Source organism: Sinorhizobium garamanticum (genome assembly GCF_029892065.1).
Taxonomy (GTDB): Bacteria; Pseudomonadota; Alphaproteobacteria; order Rhizobiales; family Rhizobiaceae; genus Sinorhizobium; species Sinorhizobium garamanticum.
Genome location: NZ_CP120373.1, coordinates 3728457 through 3746842, shown reverse-complemented (window position 1 = coordinate 3746842; position 18386 = coordinate 3728457). Strand labels below are relative to the sequence as shown.

Below are 18386 nucleotides of genomic sequence, written 5' to 3'. Positions count from 1 at the left end.
GAGCACCGTACTATTCTAAGATGAACGCAAAAAACCGCTCTAGCTTCGGCGGTAGGTCATGGAAATGGGGAGCAGCTTGGCAGTAACCCACCAAGACTTCGAATATCGGCCGGACCTGGACGGTTTGCGAGCCGTGGCGATCTTGCCGGTGCTCCTCTTTCACGCAGGCTTCGGGTCGTTCTCAGGCGGATTCGTCGGGGTTGATGTTTTCTTTGTCCTGTCCGGGTTTTTCATGGCGAGGATCGTCCTAGCCGAGCTCGAGCGTGGCAGCTTCAGTTTTGGGGCGTTCTACGTTCGGCGGATGAGACGCATCTTCCCGGCTCTGTTCACGATGATCGCTGTTTCGACTGTGGCGGCGTGGTTTTTGCTCATGCCGCAAGAGTTCCGTTACTTCGGCGACAGTGTCCAAGCCGCTGCCTTATTCACCTCGAACATTCTGTTCCGCAGCGAAAGCGGTTATTTCGATGTCGCCGCAGAGATGAAGCCATTGCTTCATACCTGGTCTCTGTCTGTTGAAGAGCAGTTCTACCTGATTTTTCCCGTTGCGGTATTTCTTTGCTACAAATTCGCACGCAGGCACATTCTCGCGATTGTGTTGGCGGTGGCGCTCCTGTCCTTCGGGGCAAGCACTTGGGGGATCGCACACGCTCCGGAAAAAGCATTCTACTTGCTTCATTTTCGCATTTGGGAGTTGCTGGCCGGAGTTCTCGTTGCCATCGCTCCGCGCGCAGCCTATGCCGCCCGTGGGTCACAGGCACTGGCGGCCCTCGGACTGCTGGCCGTTTTCCTAGCCGTTTTTACCTATACTCCTGACACGCCCTTTCCGGGTGCCTATGCCGCAGTGCCCTGCCTTGGTACAGCCCTTGTTATCCACGCGCATTGTCGAGGCGGCTTGGTCGCGCGCTTTCTAAGTAATCCGGTTTCTGTCTCTGTCGGACGCATTTCATATTCGCTCTACCTCTGGCATTGGCCCATAATTGTGTTCTTGCGTTACGGCCTTGGCCATGAGCTGACAACCGGATGGGCCTTGACCGCGGTGGCGATGTCCTTCGCGCTAGCCTACATTTCTTGGAGGTTCGTCGAGCAGCCTGCGCGGTATGGCGGGCTGGCATCGTCGCGCCGTGCGATAGTCGGCGTGAGTAGCGCTGCGATTTCTTCGGCGGTCGCCTTCGGCGGAATCGTGAACGGTCTGCAAGGCATCCCCCAACGGTTGCCCGAAGGCGCCCAAAGGCTTTACCAAGCCACCTATGATGAGAGCCGATTCTCCTCAGAGCGGTGTTTCGCCGATACAAATGGAGAAGGTCTGACACCGGCTCAGATAAGGAGAGGGAATCTTTGTAGGGTGGGCATCGAGACTGCAAGCGAGCCGCAGTTCCTTGTGTGGGGAGATTCTCATGCCGCGGCCATTGCTCCTGCGATCGACGTTGCGGCTCGTCAAATGGGCATGTCGGGCATGTTCGTAGGGCGCGGCTCGTGCCCGCCTTTGCCAAATACGGATTTCGCCCGTCCGGCAGCGGTTAAACGGTGTATCGACCACAATGCCGCCGTGATGTCGCTGATCGCGCAGGAGAGGTTCGCCTTCGTTTTCATGGTTGGCTATTGGCCGAAGTACGTCCACCGGGCGGAACTTCCAGGTGAGGGCGTCTTTTTTGATCCTCGCGTCGAACCAGCGCTGATAGATTGGTCAGCGCCGGTCAGAAGGGGTCTCAACACGACGCTGACTAAGCTCGCTCGGCAGGGAACAAAGGCGGTTCTGGTGATGGATGTGCCGGAGATGGGGCACGAGGTGCCCGAAGCCCTCGCACGAGCTGTTGTTTCAGGACGCCCGCTCGACATAGCTCCTCCTCTTGAATACACGAAGATGCGGCAAGCACTGGCTCGGCGGGTTTTGAAGGAAGCGGCAAAATCGAGCGGAGCTCTCGTTGTGGATCCGATGAGCGTGCTTTGCGATGCCTCCAGATGTCATGTCATGCGGGGGGGCACCGTTCTCTACAAGGACGGAGATCACCTCTCAGCGAAAGGTGCGGAAAGTCTCTCAGGACTCTTCCGTCCGGTGCTAAGCATAGTGCGAGAGGGGGCCCACACTTTGATCTCTGAACCGAGATCTTGATCGTCCTTGCTTAAAGAAGAAGCTGAAATGGTGCTCGCGTGCGTGTTTGTCGTCTGATGGTCGACCGCGCGGGCCCGTCTTGGTCATCCAAGGGCTGATTGCACCGCCTCCATCAAGACTGCGAGTCTAAATTGCAAACGATAAGCGCTGCTGTTACTCTGCCGGCAGAATTGCAACCACCGGGGACGGAAGTTTGCATATCGACGATGATCGGCTGCGGGTCGCGACCCTCGAGTTTCTGGTAAGAGTCCTTGTAGCCAGTAAGGTCAGGGACAACTCTTTTGCTGACCTGAAGCATGACGTTCTTAGTGCACTTGAGCGTCTGTCGCCGCAATGCGCCGCCAGTGACGTTGAGCTGGCCGAGATCAGAGCAAGGATGCATGCCGAGGCGGATGCAATTCTGAGATGGGCAGTAGGCGGGCAGACGAACACGATTTCACCGATTGAGGATAGGCCACTATCTGTTTCGCACTATCGCCAATGGCGCTAGTTGGCGATATGCGCGAGCGCCGGTCATTGACGAAGCGGCGTCTGCTCGAACCCGGCGTCATTATCGAAAACCCTGGGCTCGACCTAGTCGGTGAGTACCGGCCCCTGCAGGTCCCGGCATTAAGCAGAGTTGTCGCCGGGAGAGGGACGGATCGACGAGAGAGATCATTGGACCCGTCAGCCTCGGTCGTCTGGCCCTTCGACTATTCGGTTCCTCCATCCTGCGGGCCATCGCCGGCGATCTGACTACCGATGATCGTGCGCCGTGACTTCCACGAATGGCGGCTGCTCAACTATAGGCGCGTCTCAGAAAACGGACGTATTTGTCCGCCGTATCTGTTTCGCGATGTTCTTGCGACACGCCATCCGTTAGTGCCACCACTGCCGCGGCGTCGAGGTCAGTGTGCGGATGCACAAGTTTTATGAGTGGTGAGTATTGCTCTAGCCACTGGTTTTTGTGCGTTTTAACGTCGAAGAGGAGGGAGGGGACGTTACAGAGCAGACCGAATATCGCCATGTGATATCGGCCACCAATGTGCAGGCGGCATTTTAAAATTGTCTCGGCAGCATGTTCTATGCCGGCGGTCTCCGCAAAAATGCCGCCACGGGCAAGGATCTCGGTCTCATGAGCGTTGAAGCGCTCAACCGCGTGCGTAAGAACAACGGGCCGAAGCCTCCACGTGTCGCAAGCCCTCAGTGCAGCCTTCAGGATTCCAACGTCTTCTTCGGCATTGTTTCTGGCTCCGGTGGTTATCAGGCAACCGTCGCGTTCGGCCGAAGGTGCTGGCGATATCCGAAGGAATGCTGCATCCGCCAGAAATTCGACCCCGTAATGTTCGGCTGAGATTTCGTCGCGGGCGGCGACATGACCGAGTTCGCGGAAGAGCGTTCTGAGATAGTCCGATCGTTCGTCGTCGTAGATCGGTATCGTTCCGTTCAATACCGCGAATGGCTTCCCTAGCTTCCTGGCGGTCAGGACAGGAGTGAAGAATGTTGCAAGTCCTTCTGCCGTTGTCCTGTGGTCCAACGATCCCTCTGGCTGAAGAATCACGAAATCGGCGGCCGCTATATGATCGATAGCGTCTTTGCCATACGCAGCAGAAAGCCGGTCTTCTATATCCGAGAGTTCATGCAACTCAGCGGATATGTTCTTCTGGAATTCCTGTCTGAAGGCCGCGAAGTTGAAACCGATGGACGTTATCTCGGCTCCCGGGAACGCATCCAGAATCTGTTTCTTCAGACCCTGGCTCGTCAGCCGGCATCCGATGTTCACCCTGAAGTCTGTATCGTTGAACAGGGCAATCTTGATTTTCGGCCGAGACACTTCCTGGAGTCGGTAAGAGCTTGCGAGCTCGTCAACGAAGCTCTCGTAATGTCGCCAAAAGCCGGATGGATCGCCTCTAGAAATATGCTCTCGGCAAATAGTGCGGGCGTCTGAGTACCTTTTGTCTGCAACGAGAAATCCAATGGCGCGCCTAGCTTTGGAAACGTCGGTCCCGCGTCCCGTTGCTGCCAGCAATAAGTGCCGTGCCGCTTTGTCAGGACTCGATTTCCTTAGGTTCTTCGCGAGCCGCCAATGTATGGCGGATTTTATCCCCTCGAACAATTTTCATACTTCCGTGCGTTGAGGATGATGGCTGCTGTATAAGTGCACAAAATACTATCTGACATCAAGAAATTGCGGAAAGGATCCTTCAAGGAGGGGCGCCGGTACAAGCTGGGCGACCGGGCTCCGCCAAGACTCGCCAAAACGGTATCAAGGCACTATAGAGACCCAGGGCGGTGCCAGTGCACAGAACGTCATGGATGGTGGCAGGGACGGCTTTTTGAACGTCAAGGATCGAAAACTGCGCGAGGTCGATTCCGAAACGACCACTGGGATCCTAAAGCGCGTCATTACCGAAAACGGCCGCGACCATATCCGCGGCTACGCTGTTGCCATTGCCTGCCTGATGGTGGTGGCTGCGACGACGGGCTTCATCGCCTGGATCAGTGAAACCGTGGTCAACGAAGCTTTCGCCAACAGGCGCGGCGACACTGTTCTTCTTATCTGCTTTTCGATTTTCGCTGCCTTCGTCCTGAGAGGATTGGCGACCTACGGACAAGCGGTCACTTTATCAAAAATCGGCAACAGTATTGTCGCACGGTACAAACGCCGGCTTTATATGCACCTAATGGCGCTGAGCGTTGGCTATTTCCAGGAGAAGCGCTCGGCACAGCTCACCGCCAAGATCAACCAGAACGTCGCCGGCATCCGCGACGTGCTTAACATGACAGTCACGTCGATCGCTCGCGATCTCCTGACTTTGGTCGCTCTCGTCGGCGTCATGGTCAGCAAGGACTGGCTGCTGTCGCTTATCATCCTTCTCGTGGCGCCGCCGATGCTCCTCGGGCTTCGCTACATTTCCAAGCGGCTGCGTCTGGCGACGCGCGAAGCAGTCGAGGCCAACAGCAGCGTGCTCGGCGCGGTGCAGGAAACCATTCAAGGCATTTCCATCGTCAAAGCCTTCACGATGGAGGATGAGTTGCGCCGCAAGGTCGAAAGGATCATTGACCGCGCGGAAAGCCGCGCCAACCGCATCGCGCGCTTGAGCGAGCGGACGGCGCCATTGACGGAGACCTTCGCAGGGCTGGCAATCTCGAGTGTGCTTGCCTATGCCTCTCTCCGCACGATCTACAGCAACGTGGCCCCGGGTGCCTTGTTTGCCTTTGTAACCGCACTTCTCATGGCCTACGATCCGGCCCGGCGCCTAGCTCGCCTGCAGTTGTCGCTGGAGCGCGCCGCCGTCAACGCCCGCATGCTTTATGAAATTCTGGACACGGTTCCGCATCAGCGAGACCTGCCGGGTGCCGCGGAACTGACCTTCAGCGAAGCGACCGTCGAGTTTCGCGGCGTGCGGTTCTCCTATGGCAATAGCGAGGAGATCCTGAAGGGGGTCAGCTTCCGCGCGGAGGGGGGCAAGACGACCGCGCTTGTCGGCTCGTCCGGCGCCGGCAAGTCCACGATCATCAGCCTCATTCCGCGCTTCTACGATCCGCAGTCGGGCGCGATCCTGATCGACGGGCAAGACATAGCAACTGTCACCAAGCAGTCTCTGCGCAGCGGACTCGCTTATGTCTCGCAGCAAGCTTACCTCTTCGAAGGCTCAATCCGCGACAACATCCGCTACGGCCGACCGGAAGCGACGGACGCGGAAGTCGAAGAAGCGGCGCGGCTTGCCTATGCGCATGATTTCATCCTCGCGCAGCCACAGGGCTACGATACGCCTGTCGGCGAACAAGGCATGACTCTTTCCGGCGGCCAGCGCCAGCGCCTGTCGATCGCCCGTGCGCTCCTCCGCAACGCGCCCCTTCTGCTTCTGGACGAGGCTACCTCGGCCCTTGATACCGAGTCGGAAGCGGCTGTCCAGAAGGCACTCGATCAAGCGATGAGCGGCCGCACGGTCATCGTAATCGCCCACCGGCTTTCCACCGTCGTTAATGCTGACAAGATCGTCGTGATGAAGGAGGGCATGGTCGTTGAGGAGGGGACGCACGAGGAACTTGCGCACCGTCCGGGCGGTCTTTACGCTCGCCTCCACAATCTGCAAGGCAGCGCTTTGGAATTGACCGTGGGGGCCGATGTCACTTAGCTCGCGCTCGACATTTCGCTGGCGAGCAACAATCCGAGCGGATCGCTGAATCCAGATCGGAGACCCTTCTGACAGCCGGCTTCCTCGCGGCGCGTTCTCCAGGTTCGGCTTTATCATCGAGTGTTGAACGCTTAAATCGACATTGGCGTCAGCTTGCTGCCGTCGTCGTTTTCATGACCGCCAGCGGGTCAGCGTTCCAGATTAAGGAGTTGGCCAGGTAATGATCATATCCCATCGCCATAAATTCATTTTCATCCACGTCCCTAAAACCGCCGGCAGCACGATTTCCGCTTATCTTGCTCGCGAATTCGGGCCCTGGGATCTGCAGCTCGGGTCCTGGAGAGATGCACTCGGTAATGGAGCGAATGCCAATCGGCTAGGACGGATCGCCATCTTCTGCCATCTTTCTCCACTCAAGATCGCGAAAACGCTCGTCCGCAATGGCAAAGTCGATTCATTGGCCGGTGCTGCTCTCAGCCGGCGCTTTGCAGGCAAGCTCGCGGATCATTCAGGCGCAAGCGAAATCGAGGCCTTCGATCCCTCTGCCTGGAAACAGTATTTTAAGTTCTGCTTCGTGCGGAATCCGTTCGAGCGCGCCGTTTCTCTTTATAATTGGCACTACAGGAAGTCGGAAACGCGACCGAGCTTCTCGCAAATGCTCCGCTTGATCGAAGAGGGCGCCGCCGAGAGGGAGCAAATCAACTGGAGATCCTGGCAGCTTTACACCAAGAACGACGAGATCGTTGTGGATTTCGTAGGCCGGCAGGAGCGCCTCTCCGATGATCTAAGCATCATATGCGACAGACTCGGCTTGCCGTTCGATGACCGCTTTCTGGTCAGAGCGAAGGCGAGCCCAACGAGGCCTGATATTCGCAGCTACTATAAACCGGGCGATCGTGAACGCATCGAACGGCTTTTCGGCGCGGAGATCGAGCGTTTTAAATACCGTTTCCCCGATTAGCATCCGTGTCCCTGGAGCGGTGCGGGCCGCGACTGCGATGGTGCGCGGCGCTTGAGTTGCACCAGAACGACCTAAGCCCACGATGTCGGGGACACGTCTCTAAGTTTTTGATAAATAGGGATAGTGGCACGCCCAACGGGACTCGAACCCGTGTTTCCGCCGTGAAAGGGCGGCGTCCTAGACCGCTAGACGATGGGCGCCCAAGACGAGGTGGCTTATAGAGAAGCCTTTGGGTTCCCGCAAGTGATCAGCTGTCGCCAAATCGACTTTTCTTGCGGAAAAGTTCTTGAAAGTTTCACTTCTTCTTCGGACAAGCATAAACGCGATGCGATGTCGCAACGCCGAAGTATCCAATAACTATATCGAAGAAGGAATGGCACGCCCAACGGGACTCGAACCCGTGTTTCCGCCGTGAAAGGGCGGCGTCCTAGACCGCTAGACGATGGGCGCCCAAGACGAGGTGGCTTATAGAGAGGCCTTTGGATTCCCGCAAGCGGCTAAATTCATTTTTCTCAAAAAAATGACAGCGCGATCGAATGGGCTTTCTTCACGCTACATCAGCGCTTTGGGCACGTCACTGTTCGGCAGCCGTCAGCCCTTGCGCCGGCGGCAGCGCCAGTTCCAGTCCCGCTCGGGGCCTATATCAATGTGAACCGATTCCGTGTGGCAATAGGTGCCGACGCCGCCGCGGCCCGGAATGCTGCGCAGGAAACTCGCGAGTTCCCACTTGTTGACACCCTTGACCTGAATGTCGGCGGCTTCGCATCGCGTGTGGAGAGACTGGCGTTTCCGGTTGATCTTGATCGCCCTCAGCCCGGAGGTCACCATGACCTTCTGTCCGTAATGCTGCTCGACCGTCTTCAACATCTCGAGAAGTTCCGGCTTGAAGCAGCCGGTTTCCACCCTCTCCGTCTGCAGGACGAGGCCGTTCGGTGCGAGACGGGCGAGACCGGATAGCGCTGCCGTTTCGACTGGTGCGTCCTCCTCGTCGGCGACGTGATCTTCATGCTCCATGCTGAAAAGCGGATTCATGTTGACGCCCGGCAACGAGGTGTAGGCGAGGGAGGCGACTTGCGGCTGGCTCGCATTGCTGGCCGTGATGGTCTTCTTTTCCGTTTGCCGGACAGCGCGTTCGCCGTCGGTGCGCGGCTTCTCTTTCCGCTTCGGCGCAAAGAGGCTGGCGAGCGTCCAGGTCTTACCTCTTTGCTGCGTTTCGCTCTCTCCTTTCGTCGGATCAACGGGTTGACCGGAATTCGCGTGCTGTAGCGTCGCTGGATCCACCGAGGCAACTTCTACCGGCTGCAACTCGACCGGCGCTTTTCCGGACAATGCCGCTTGCGCGCTCAAAGGCAGCGGAACGACGAGCGGAAGGTCGTTTCCGGCCGCAGTCGCCGGTCCGCCCGCGGCCGTGTCTGCAACGGTCTGCGCTGCCGTTGGCGTCTCGTTGCTCGCGCCCTGTTGTGACGGAGCGGCGGGCTCGACCATGGTTTGCCCGTTGCTGAAGAGGCTGTTGCTTGTCGCATTGACCGTTGTTGGTTGCGGCAGGATGGCGTTGCCAGGCGTTGCATCCGCCGCCTGGTTGGTATCCGTTTGGCCATCAGCCGTGGTCGTGGGTGTTTGTCCGTAAATGCTGGACGAGGCGGCGCGTAAGCCCGTGCTCTGCATCGTCAGCGATTGCTGTGTCGCCGCCGGATCGGCCTGGGCAGCACCGTCCGTGGCTTGCGGCGCGGCAGGTCCGGAGTTGGTCGCGACCTGCTCCTCGCCATTGCCTTCGGTCTCCGCCACCTCAGATGGTGTCGCTGATTGCTGCGGCTTCAGGGAAGCGGCCTCGTCGCCGGCCGACGACATGCAACCTGCCAATGCAAACAATGATACGGATAATGCAGCCGCGCGTCCGAAGATCAGGAGCGCGCATTTCCCCTCCAGATGTTGCAACGTCTTATCCCCGCTCTCCGTGCACGTCGGAGGCTTTCGCCATCGCACATGCATTAAGTCTCAGTTCCGAAACATCGCCCCAGAACAAACAACTCATTTCCCTCGCGGTGAGCAGAAGCCACACCACGGGAAAGGTCAGGCCAAGTAAAGGGCTTTGACGCCGCAATTGATTGCGAAGCAGAACCCCGTTTCAACGTCTGGTGCGCAAAGTTAATGAACATCGCGCAATTTGTAAACCTGCACTAACCTTTTGCGCCTTCACGATAGATATGCAAAGGCCCGGCATCCTGTCCGGGCCTAAGATCATTCGTCGATATTTCCGATCCTGAGGGCTCGCCTTGGCTGCCGCGCCAGATGGACCGAGCCGACGGCACTGTTTAACGCTAGTCGGCCGAAATTGCGCGGAGCTTACCAGCTGCCCGTATTGCCCATCGAAGCCCAGGGCTCCTGCGCGGGCAGATGCTCGCCCTTCTGCAGGATCTCGATCGAAATTCCGTCCGGTGAGCGGACAAAAGCCATATGCCCGTCGCGCGGAGGACGGTTGATGGTCACACCATTGTCCATCAGATGTTTGCAGAAGCCGTAGATGTCGTCCACTTCGTAGGCGAGATGGCCGAAGTTGCGGCCGCCGGTGTAGTCCTCCGTGTCCCAGTTATAGGTGAGTTCGAGGCACGGGGAGCTTTTGTCACTGGCCAGGTCGAGGTCGCCAGGCGCAGCAAGAAAGACCAGCGTGAATCGGCCTTTTTCGTTTTCGTACCGGCGGATTTCCTTGAGGCCGAACAGCGTGCAGTAGAAGTGAAGAGCCTTTTCCAGGTCCTTTACACGAACCATCGTGTGCAGATAGCGCATTGGGTTGTCCCTGTTTCTGAGAATATGGCGTATACTTAGCCTGCAGCAAGCCAGAGGCAAGGCTGCGTCCCCATAAATGACCCCGGCCAAAATATGTCGAGGGACTTGCGCATGCGCGGCGGGACGATGTTATTCTGGTCAATAAGAATCAGTTAACCGTATCAAGAGTTGCGCGTAAACGAGGGGCTGGGAGAATGGCGGATAGAACATCTTCGAAAGACGTCATCCACAATGACGACTTTGGCAATGACGCCCTTGACCTCATCGAAATTACCGGCGTTATCAAGTGGTTCGACGTTGCCAAGGGCTTCGGCTTCATTGTGCCCGACAACGGCATGCAGGACGTATTGCTGCACGTTACTTGCCTGCGGCGCGACGGCTATCAGACGGTTCTCGAGGGCGCGCGCGTCGTCGCCCTTGTTCAGAAACGGGACCGCGGGTACCAGGCTTTCCGTATTCTTTCGATGGACCAGTCGACCGCTGTCCATCCTTCGCAACTCCCCCCGGTCAGAACGCATGTTCAGGTCACGCCGACCAGTGGTTTGGAGCGTGTGCTCGTCAAGTGGTTCAACCGCACCAAAGGTTTTGGTTTCCTGACTCGCGGTGAGGGGACCGAAGACATCTTCGTGCATATGGAGACGCTACGCCGTTTCGGGCTCACGGAACTGCGACCCGGCCAGGTGGTGCTGGTACGCTTCGGCGATGGCGAAAAAGGTCTCATGGCTGCGGAGATTCATCCCGACGGCCCGACGCCAACCAACCGGTCACACTGATGGCTTCGCCTCTCCGCATATTTGCAAGAAGCGCCGTCGCGGCGCTTTTTTTGTTGTCGCTGTTCGTTTCCGCAGCTGTTGCCGATGTTTCCTTTGGGCGCGACAAGGTCCGTCTTTTGACAGGGGCGGGCGCACATGACCTGACGGTCGAACTCGCAGTCGATCCGGGCCAGCGCGAGCAGGGGCTCATGTACCGCCGCCAGATGGAGCCCGACCACGGCATGCTGTTCGATTTTGGCGAGACGCGCCGGGTGATGATGTGGATGAAAAACACCTATCTGCCGCTCGATATGCTCTTTGTCGCGCGTGATGGAACGGTTCGCACGATTCATGAAAACGCGGTGCCGATGTCCGAAACGATCATCGATTCCGGAGAGCCGGTGGTGTTTGTGCTCGAACTCAATGCCGGTACAGTGAAACGACTCGGCATAAAGCCGGGCGACCGCCTCGAAGGTTCACGGATCCCGGCCGCAAACTGAGTGCGCCGGGTTTGCCGCGCCATTCCATTGGGCACAAGATTCATGTTGCAGGCACGAGGCGAAGCGTGTATCTCCGGGCCTCGTCGGTACGGAGTGTAGCGCAGTCTGGTAGCGCATCTGGTTTGGGACCAGAGGGTCGGGAGTTCGAATCTCTCCACTCCGACCATCTAAATTCACGAAATAATTGATATTTTGGCGTCCATCTAACGGCTTTCGCACGCCCGTGTGTGAGCGCACCGGGGCGTGCTTCGCCACAGAAGAAAGCTCTCCTTCGGCCCGCGTCCGTTGGTTCGCAACCAACCGATTCGCCGCGCCCGCGGCGCATTTCCGACGCGGCGCGGCACGCTGTCGGAAAAGCGTCATTTTCCCATCATCAGTCATTCCGTTTTAGATCAATCTGCGCTAAGGGAAGACGCATAGCGGGGCCAAAGCCGGCCCGCGCTGCTGCACAATTCCTTAATCGGAGTCGATCTAAACTCAGGAATCATGCAGCAAATAACGTGTTTCAGCGATCGCTGGCGTGTGAAAGCCGCGGCGCTGCGATGGATAAACGGGAGCCGTTCGAAACAATGTCCGCGAAGATCTATCGTCCCGCAAAGACGGCCATGCAATCCGGCAAGGCCAACACGCATCTGTGGGTGCTGGAGTTCGATCAGGAAAAGCCGCGTACCATTGATCCCATCATGGGATATACAAGCTCCGCCGATATGCGCCAGCAACTGCGGCTCACCTTCGAAAGTGCGGAACAGGCCATCGCCTATGCCGAACGCAACGGCATCGAATACCGCGTGATCGCGCCGAAGGATTCGACGCGCAAGAATGTGTCCTATTCGGACAATTTCCGTTTCAACCGGATGCAGCCCTGGACCCATTGAGGTTGTTGGCAAGTCCGCAAGAGGGCAACGCCTCAACGGCCCCTTAGCTCAGCTGGATAGAGCACCTGCCTTCTAAGCAGGTTGTCGCAGGTTCGAGTCCTGCAGGGGTCGCCATCTATTATAAATCGTCACATCCCCTCGGGGAATCGTCACACAACTCGGAGCATTCGTCAGATCGTCGCGGATTCCGCCGACGGAAATCGACGGGGCCAAAGCGTCAGGTTCCGGCCGCCGTCAGGCTTGCAAGCAACGGAGACCGTTCTAGCCTGCAGTTATGGCTACGCCACGGGGTTGTGCGTCATCGGTAGGCCGGTGGCACACGGCCCGTTTCGACCCGTTGCCGACAATGGCGCGTACGCGATGATTGGCTCGATTGAGCCCCAAGCGGCCATTGACAAAGACTACATCTCCAAGCCTCTTTGCCCGATGATCAGCGTCGAAAAAGCTTGCCCTATCGTCACCAGAGCCACTGAACGGGGGCTGGAAGTACTCGCCTTCAAGCACCCCTCGGCGGGGAACCAGTTTGTCCGGTTCGGCTTGGAGAAGGTCTTCATAGAGCCACATGTCAAGAATGCGTTGGGCATCACCGACGGCCATGTGCGATTTCAAGGATGTCGTGCCGCGCGTCACGACGATCATATTCATATCCAGGTTGAGTGAACGAAAATCGACCCGGAGCCTACAGCCCGTTGTCGGTTCATCGATTAATGATCAGGTTCCGACACCGCACCTGGCGCAAATCCGGCCGCTATAGACAAGCGTGACTCGTGCCAGTGATACAGCCATTCCGGAAGTTTTCGCCTGTATCGGAGAGATGTCCGATACCCGTATGACGGGAGCTGAGCGGAAGCGCCCACGATAGTTGCACCTCCATCATGATCGCGCTAAGCAATTTTGCTACTCCCCGTAGCTGGTTGTGTTAATTTAGCAAGCTATCAAATAACGGTCCTTTGGGGGAAGCCATGGATCGTAAGCTTGCAGCTATTCTCGCCGCTGATGTCGTTGGCTACTCCACTCTCATGGAGCAGGACGAAGAGGGCACTTTCGAGCGTCTTCGAGCCGGGCGCAAGGAACTGTTTGAACCTGAGATCGCCCGCCACCACGGCCGCATCTTCAAGCTGATGGGCGACGGATTGCTGGCTGAATTCGCCAGCGTTGTGGACGCGGTCGAATGCGCAGTTGCCCTGCAGCGCGGCCTTGCCGAACGCAATGCGTCCTTTCCGGAGGAGGAAGGCATCAACGTCCGCATCGGCGTGAATCTTGGCGAGGTGATCGTCGAAGGTGATGATTTCTACGGCGAGGGCGTCAACATAGCCGCTCGCCTCGAACAGATGGCCGAGCCCGGCGGCGTCTACGTCTCTGGCAAGGTTGCCAAGGAGGTGGAGAAGAAACTCTCCTTCGGCTTTGAGCCCATGGGCGAGCACTTGATGAAGAACATGGACGAGCCCGTGCCCGTCTATCGCATCAAGCTCCTGGGCGTCCCAAAAATCCGGAGCCGACGCCGCCGTGGGAAACCTTATATGCCTTGGGCTGCCGCAGCGGCGGTCGCTCTCCTCGCGTTCGCCGGAGGAGGTTGGCTCTATTTCGACCTTTTTGCCACTCCGGCGGCGACGGGCGTTCCCTCCATCGCCGTTCTGGCGTTTGACAATATGAGCGACGACCCGAAACTTGATTATTTCAGCGACGGGGTCAGCGAGGACATCATCGCCGGGCTGGCGCGTTCGCCCGACCTCTCCGTCATCGCAAGGAACTCCTCGTTCACTTACAAGGGCAAGCCCACCGACGTCCGTCAGATCGGCAAGGACCTCAACGTTTCCTACGTGCTTGAGGGAAGCGTGCGGAAGGAAGCTGACCGGGTCCGTATCGTGGCCCAGCTGATCAATACCAAAACTGGCGCTCATGTCTGGGCGGAACGGTTCGACCAGTCCGGCGACAACCCGATGGCACTCCAGGACGCCGTGACAGAAAAGATCGTTGGGGCGCTCGCCAGCGAAACCGGGCAGATAAAGCGCTCATGGTACGGTGAGGCGTGGAGCAAGAACGCTGCTAGCCTTGAGGAGTATGACTATTACCTCAGGGGGCACGACAAGCTCTTGCAGTACACGCCCGAAACTACTGAGGAAGCCTCTCGGACGACGGCCGAGGGAATGGCAAAGTTCCCGGAATCTGCGCTCCTGAAATTCAATATGGGTTTCATTTCTTATGTACGCGGCGTCAACGGCTGGTCACAAGACCCGCACGATGACCTAGGAAAGGTGCCGGAGCTGGGGCGGCAAGGGATGGCCAGTGACAATCTCTCGCCGCTGGAGCGGAAATTGGGGCACTGGCTGCTCGCGTACGCCAGTCTTGTGGAGCGTGATTTCAGGAACGCCATGAGAGAGGCGGAAGCGGCAATCGCTTTGGCACCGAATGACGCCTTCATGCGAGCGGTGTTGGTCGACGCGGCGATTGGAGCGGGCGATACCGAAAGCGCGATTGCTTGGACGAATTTTGGGATGCGCAACGACCCAGCCAACAAAGAGTTCTATTCGTATCTGCAAGGATGGGCGTTGATGTCAGGGGAACGGTATGAAGAATCGCTCAAGGTGATGAAGGAACTAAGCAATTCGTTCGCTGCCATCCCACTCGTCAAGGCAATCAACGCCGTAAACCTCGGAAACCTTGATGAAGCCAAAAATAACATAACCACGGCGCTCGAACTCGATCCGAGCTGGACCGCCAAAAAATGGAGGGCAATTACTTTCGTCGAGGAAAAGGTCCTGGATCGACAAGTGAGCGACTTGGTCAAGGCAGGGCTACCGGAAAGGTAGCTGTGGGAACGAAAGCAGCCTAAACGATGAGGCCGTGCTGCTTCAGCAAAGTCGCAATCCTGGACGCGGCCATCGACCGGGCTCGCCGTGCCATGGGTTCGTCGGTTAGATACCCTGAAGGAAGCCCTCCGGCAAGCATAGCAACAAGGCACCCTCGGGTTCAGCACGAGCGGCCGCGTCTGCCATGCATTTCAGGGCTGCATCGATGTTTTCCCGGTATTCAAAGGTCTGGGCGGCAGCGACTCTTACGGTCCTCACTTCTGTGATCCTTGGATATTTCTGCCAGCAGCGACGAAGGTCGTCGTCGAAGGCATTCCTCAATCGAAGTTTCCTCCGCGGCTGCGAGAATGACTAGATGTCTCAGTTCTGGCGATCTGCCGGACAGGAACGGCGCGTGACCTGTCAGGCAACACGTTCGGCACGGATCATGAGTAGGAATGCTGCCAGATCGCGCCACCGGACGAAACGGGGTGTGGTTTCGCACGCCTTCACCGTTGGCTGCGGCTCGCGGACTTCGACGATTCGATACCCGGCATCAGCGGCGCCGTTCAGATATTCGCTGATGGTGCGGGGAAAGCGGGGACCTCAAAGTCGCGATCTGCGGCAGCAGATGAGGCCCGGTGGCATGGCGAATACGAGGAGGATTTGATGGCCCTGCCGACGGGTAGTCAGTTCTTATTCTCCTCGTTTCGTCTTCTTTCAACGATAATTATTGCGTATGCTCCAAATATAAGTAAAATGCCTGTCGCAACGCCGTATTTATAAAATCCAGTTGCTGAAGCAATATAGAATGATATCAGGCCAAATATGAAGTATATAATCTTAATTACTCTCATTTTATACCATGATTTACACGTCAGTGCCATTATCATACTCAATCTATTACAGCTTGCCAGCGTCAATGCAAAAGCAATTGTATGATCAGTCTTCAAAACGCTCACAGCGCGACGTCTTCGTCACTCGGCCGATCACCAAAGCGCCATCTCTCAACCGAAATTGGTTTGCTCGAAATAGCGCGACACCCCAGACCCATCGCCCGCCCGTCGATGTCCTTCTGCCACCGCAATCCAGAAGTAATGAAACAGGGGTGTAGGATGCTGAATGCGATAAACCCGCCGGGCCGCAGCAACCTGAATGCCTCCCGCATGGCGGCTGGGAAATCTGGCCCGTCCATCAAAGCCATGGTTGAGACGACGGCATCGAAGGAGGCATCGTTGAAGCCGGTGTTCTGGCGATAAGATTTAATCCTGTAGTAAATATCGAGCGGCTTCTGCAACTTCGGCCTCTGATACGTGGCTCACGCTGTGCTCCTTTTCGGGATACGTTTTTGTCAATGTATTTGTTTCGAACGAGCCAGCAACAGTGTGCTATTAGGTCCGCCGCTGAGTAGAGGGGACCACATGAGCGACGATAACATCATTAAGTTCGAACGGCGGAAACCAAAGCAGGGGCCGAGGACGGTCAGCCCAATGCGGCGCAAAGCACTTTCCTGGCTCGCTGTAATAGCGGGACTCGTCCTGGTTTGGGCGTACTACCAGTTCATCGCGCCGCCGAACCTGCCATGAGCGGCGCTTCGTTGGGGCAGACCTCGACGTCAGGCATGGAGTATCGCGGCCTATTGATGGCTGCAGCTTAGGAACGCGATGTTTCCGCCGGGCTCTGCTTCAGCACAATTACGGTGCCACCGACCTTGCTTCATCCGTAATCGGACATGTTTCTTGTAGGATACGGCATCTTTTGGCCGCTTGGTCCGGTGCCGGGTCCAGTTGCAATAATGACAGGCGGCGACGACGTTCTCCTCGACGTCGCGCCCTCCGTCACATCGAGCCTGTAAATGCTCTCCAGTGCACCGGAAGAGAAAGACGGCCCTCCCCAATATTCCAAAGCGTGCGCTGAAATCTTCCGGATCAGTCTCCCACATGGGCAGATCGCAGTAGTAGCACAGCCCCCCTTGGCGTTCGGCAGCCAAGCGTCTGAGATTTTGTATGCTGTTTGATTTTGATTTCACGAGTCCACGTCCCTTGCTTCATTGCTGAAGCGGACGTGCAGCGACTTATGAAGCCGCCCCTCAGTTGGGAGGTTATTCCTCGCACAAGACGACGCCTATATGCGTCACTCCGCAGTCTTTGAACGGTACGAGCGCAAAATATACTGCGCAACGCTGACGGGTCTTAACCCCAAGCAAGCAAATCGCCGTGCCCCCGATAAACCAAAGGTAAATGGCTTAGCCAAATTGTCAACCATAGCCACGCTCAGCAGTGCGTCCGAGCACTTTTGTTCCCTTGTCGCCAGTATTACCCAACGGTTATAAGAGTGCCAGATCGTTGGATTTACAACCGAACGGTGATTGTTGGTGTGTGCGAGCGTGTTACCCAGGCAAAAGCGTGAGAGACCTTGAATGCCTCTGCGCTGCGTCGACGAGACTGGTAACGATGTCCATGCGTTTGATTTGTCTGCCGAGGAATGGCGGGCGCTGGGCGAGCGCAATCGAAAAAGCCGCATGCTCCGAATGCCGTGCTGTTCCACAGCGGTTATCTTGCGGCGGTCAAGCCGAGGAACACAGCATTTCGCGCACAAGGCGGTTGGCGATTGCACGACGGCACCGGAAACGGAAGCTCATCTGCGGCTGAAGCGCATCGCTGTCGAGGTTGCTCGGAAACACGGCTGGGACGTCAAGACCGAGGTCAAAGGAATTGCTCCGACCGGTGAAGAGTGGATCGCTGACGTGTTGGCGCAAAAGAACAACGCGAAGGTGGCAGTCGAAATTCAATGGTCATCCCAAACAAATGGCGAAACGATGCGAAGGCAGGAACGATACCGACAATCCGGAATTCGTTGCCTTTGGCTCCTTAAGAAACCAGGATTTCCAACGACAGAAGCTCTGCCAGCTGCACAGATTCTCGAATATGGCAGGACGTATTCCGCCCGAGTAGCTTACTCCCAGGAGATGCCTGTCGAGGCGTTTCTTGACGCGGCATTTGGCGGCCGGTTTCGGTATGGGATTCCTTCACAGGGTAGGGCGGCTGTTCATATCCGGGTTGGTGAGATCGATTGCTGGAAACGACAATGCGGTGCGAAGACAAGGATTGTCACAGGGATCGACATCGAATTAGGCCCTCACACGATCCCGTTCTCGGTAGCAGAATTGGGAGAATATCCACGGCTCTTCGAAGAGGTCTTCCGCCACCTGCCTCACGACCCCAACATTGGCCGCCTGAAAAGGCGTTTCAGCAAAACACAAGAACGGCAATACCTGAGCAACGGATGCTATCGATGCGATAGTCTTGTCGGCGAGTTTTTCGAGTTCGAGGCTCGATATTCCGAGGAGATCGTAAACTCATTTCACGTTCGGATGACCCCGGAGTGGAAGCGAGCAATCGAAGAAGACATGCGATATCAACCCGATTGGGCAGTTTATTCCCCCGATGAGCTTGAGTCATAGCAGCAAGCCGTCGCGTTGCTCATCGCAGAGC

At 57.1% G+C, this 18386-nt stretch carries 14 protein-coding genes and 4 tRNA genes; 11 read left to right on the top strand and 7 right to left on the bottom strand.

From position 1 onward, the window contains the following. Window positions 1–64 precede the first annotated feature (64 nt). Window positions 65–2110, top strand: coding sequence for an acyltransferase family protein (locus PZN02_RS17655; protein WP_280661534.1), 2046 nt, complete (start codon window positions 65–67; stop codon window positions 2108–2110). 778 nt (window positions 2111–2888) lie between these two features. Here the strand turns inward: PZN02_RS17655 and PZN02_RS17650 are convergent. After that, entirely contained in the window at window positions 2889–4205 is a 1317-nt protein-coding gene (locus tag PZN02_RS17650) for a polysaccharide pyruvyl transferase family protein (RefSeq protein WP_280659224.1), read from the bottom strand. Between the two features lie 220 nt (window positions 4206–4425). On the opposite strand from PZN02_RS17650, the gene PZN02_RS17645 reads away from it, so the two are divergent. Together PZN02_RS17645 and PZN02_RS17640 are read left to right on the top strand one after the other, a co-directional pair. Continuing rightward, complete coding sequence (locus PZN02_RS17645) at window positions 4426–6231, top strand: ABC transporter ATP-binding protein (protein WP_280659223.1); 1806 nt, start codon at window positions 4426–4428, stop codon at window positions 6229–6231. Between the two features lie 220 nt (window positions 6232–6451). Then, window positions 6452–7192 (top strand): sulfotransferase family 2 domain-containing protein, encoded by a 741-nt coding sequence (locus PZN02_RS17640; RefSeq protein WP_280659222.1) that lies wholly within the window; start codon window positions 6452–6454, stop codon window positions 7190–7192. A gap of 124 nt (window positions 7193–7316) precedes the next feature. Here PZN02_RS17640 and PZN02_RS17635 read toward each other — a convergent pair. The 4 genes from PZN02_RS17635 to PZN02_RS17620 form a co-directional block, all read right to left on the bottom strand. Continuing rightward, window positions 7317–7392, bottom strand: a tRNA-Glu gene (locus PZN02_RS17635). A gap of 174 nt (window positions 7393–7566) precedes the next feature. Further along, window positions 7567–7642 (bottom strand) — tRNA-Glu (locus PZN02_RS17630). Between the two features lie 141 nt (window positions 7643–7783). Continuing rightward, on the bottom strand, window positions 7784–9127 hold the full coding sequence (locus tag PZN02_RS17625; protein WP_280659221.1) for a D-Ala-D-Ala carboxypeptidase family metallohydrolase: 1344 nt from the start codon (window positions 9125–9127) through the stop codon (window positions 7784–7786). 408 nt (window positions 9128–9535) lie between these two features. Beyond that, window positions 9536–9976 carry a VOC family protein gene (locus PZN02_RS17620; protein ID WP_280659220.1) on the bottom strand — a complete coding sequence of 147 codons (441 nt, stop codon included), beginning with the start codon at window positions 9974–9976 and terminating at the stop codon, window positions 9536–9538. 194 nt (window positions 9977–10170) lie between these two features. Here PZN02_RS17620 and PZN02_RS17615 point away from each other — a divergent pair, with 194 nt between their 5' ends. The 7 genes from PZN02_RS17615 to PZN02_RS17585 all read left to right on the top strand — a co-directional run bounded on the left by PZN02_RS17615 (window position 10171) and on the right by PZN02_RS17585 (window position 14913). After that, window positions 10171–10749 carry a cold-shock protein gene (locus tag PZN02_RS17615; protein WP_136507073.1) on the top strand — a complete coding sequence of 193 codons (579 nt, stop codon included), beginning with the start codon at window positions 10171–10173 and terminating at the stop codon, window positions 10747–10749. Further along, window positions 10749–11228, top strand: a complete 480-nt coding sequence (locus tag PZN02_RS17610) for a DUF192 domain-containing protein (protein WP_280659219.1) — start codon at window positions 10749–10751, stop codon at window positions 11226–11228. Before PZN02_RS17615 ends, PZN02_RS17610 begins: the two co-directional genes overlap by 1 nt. 89 nt (window positions 11229–11317) lie before the next feature. Further along, window positions 11318–11394 (top strand) — tRNA-Pro (locus tag PZN02_RS17605). A gap of 403 nt (window positions 11395–11797) precedes the next feature. Then, a complete protein-coding gene (locus tag PZN02_RS17600) occupies window positions 11798–12103 on the top strand; it encodes an ETC complex I subunit (protein WP_280659218.1) in 306 nt (101 codons plus the stop codon). A 37-nt stretch (window positions 12104–12140) separates the two neighbouring features. Continuing rightward, window positions 12141–12217: transfer RNA gene (locus PZN02_RS17595), tRNA-Arg, on the top strand. A gap of 246 nt (window positions 12218–12463) precedes the next feature. Then, complete coding sequence (locus PZN02_RS17590) at window positions 12464–12763, top strand: NUDIX hydrolase (protein ID WP_280661578.1); 300 nt, start codon at window positions 12464–12466, stop codon at window positions 12761–12763. 302 nt (window positions 12764–13065) lie between these two features. Continuing rightward, entirely contained in the window at window positions 13066–14913 is a 1848-nt protein-coding gene (locus PZN02_RS17585; protein WP_280659217.1) for an adenylate/guanylate cyclase domain-containing protein, read from the top strand. Between the two features lie 937 nt (window positions 14914–15850). Here the strand turns inward: PZN02_RS17585 and PZN02_RS17580 are convergent. Continuing rightward, window positions 15851–16189 (bottom strand): class I SAM-dependent methyltransferase, encoded by a 339-nt coding sequence (locus tag PZN02_RS17580; protein WP_280659216.1) that lies wholly within the window; start codon window positions 16187–16189, stop codon window positions 15851–15853. A gap of 339 nt (window positions 16190–16528) precedes the next feature. Next, the gene (locus PZN02_RS32240) at window positions 16529–16834 is read right to left on the bottom strand and encodes an HNH endonuclease (protein WP_425336296.1); all 306 of its coding nucleotides are present in this window, start codon (window positions 16832–16834) and stop codon (window positions 16529–16531) included. Window positions 16835–17311: 477 nt separating this feature from the next. Between PZN02_RS32240 and PZN02_RS17575 the strand changes: the two genes are divergently transcribed. Then, complete coding sequence (locus PZN02_RS17575; protein WP_280659215.1) at window positions 17312–18355, top strand: competence protein CoiA; 1044 nt, start codon at window positions 17312–17314, stop codon at window positions 18353–18355. Window positions 18356–18386 lie beyond the last annotated feature (31 nt).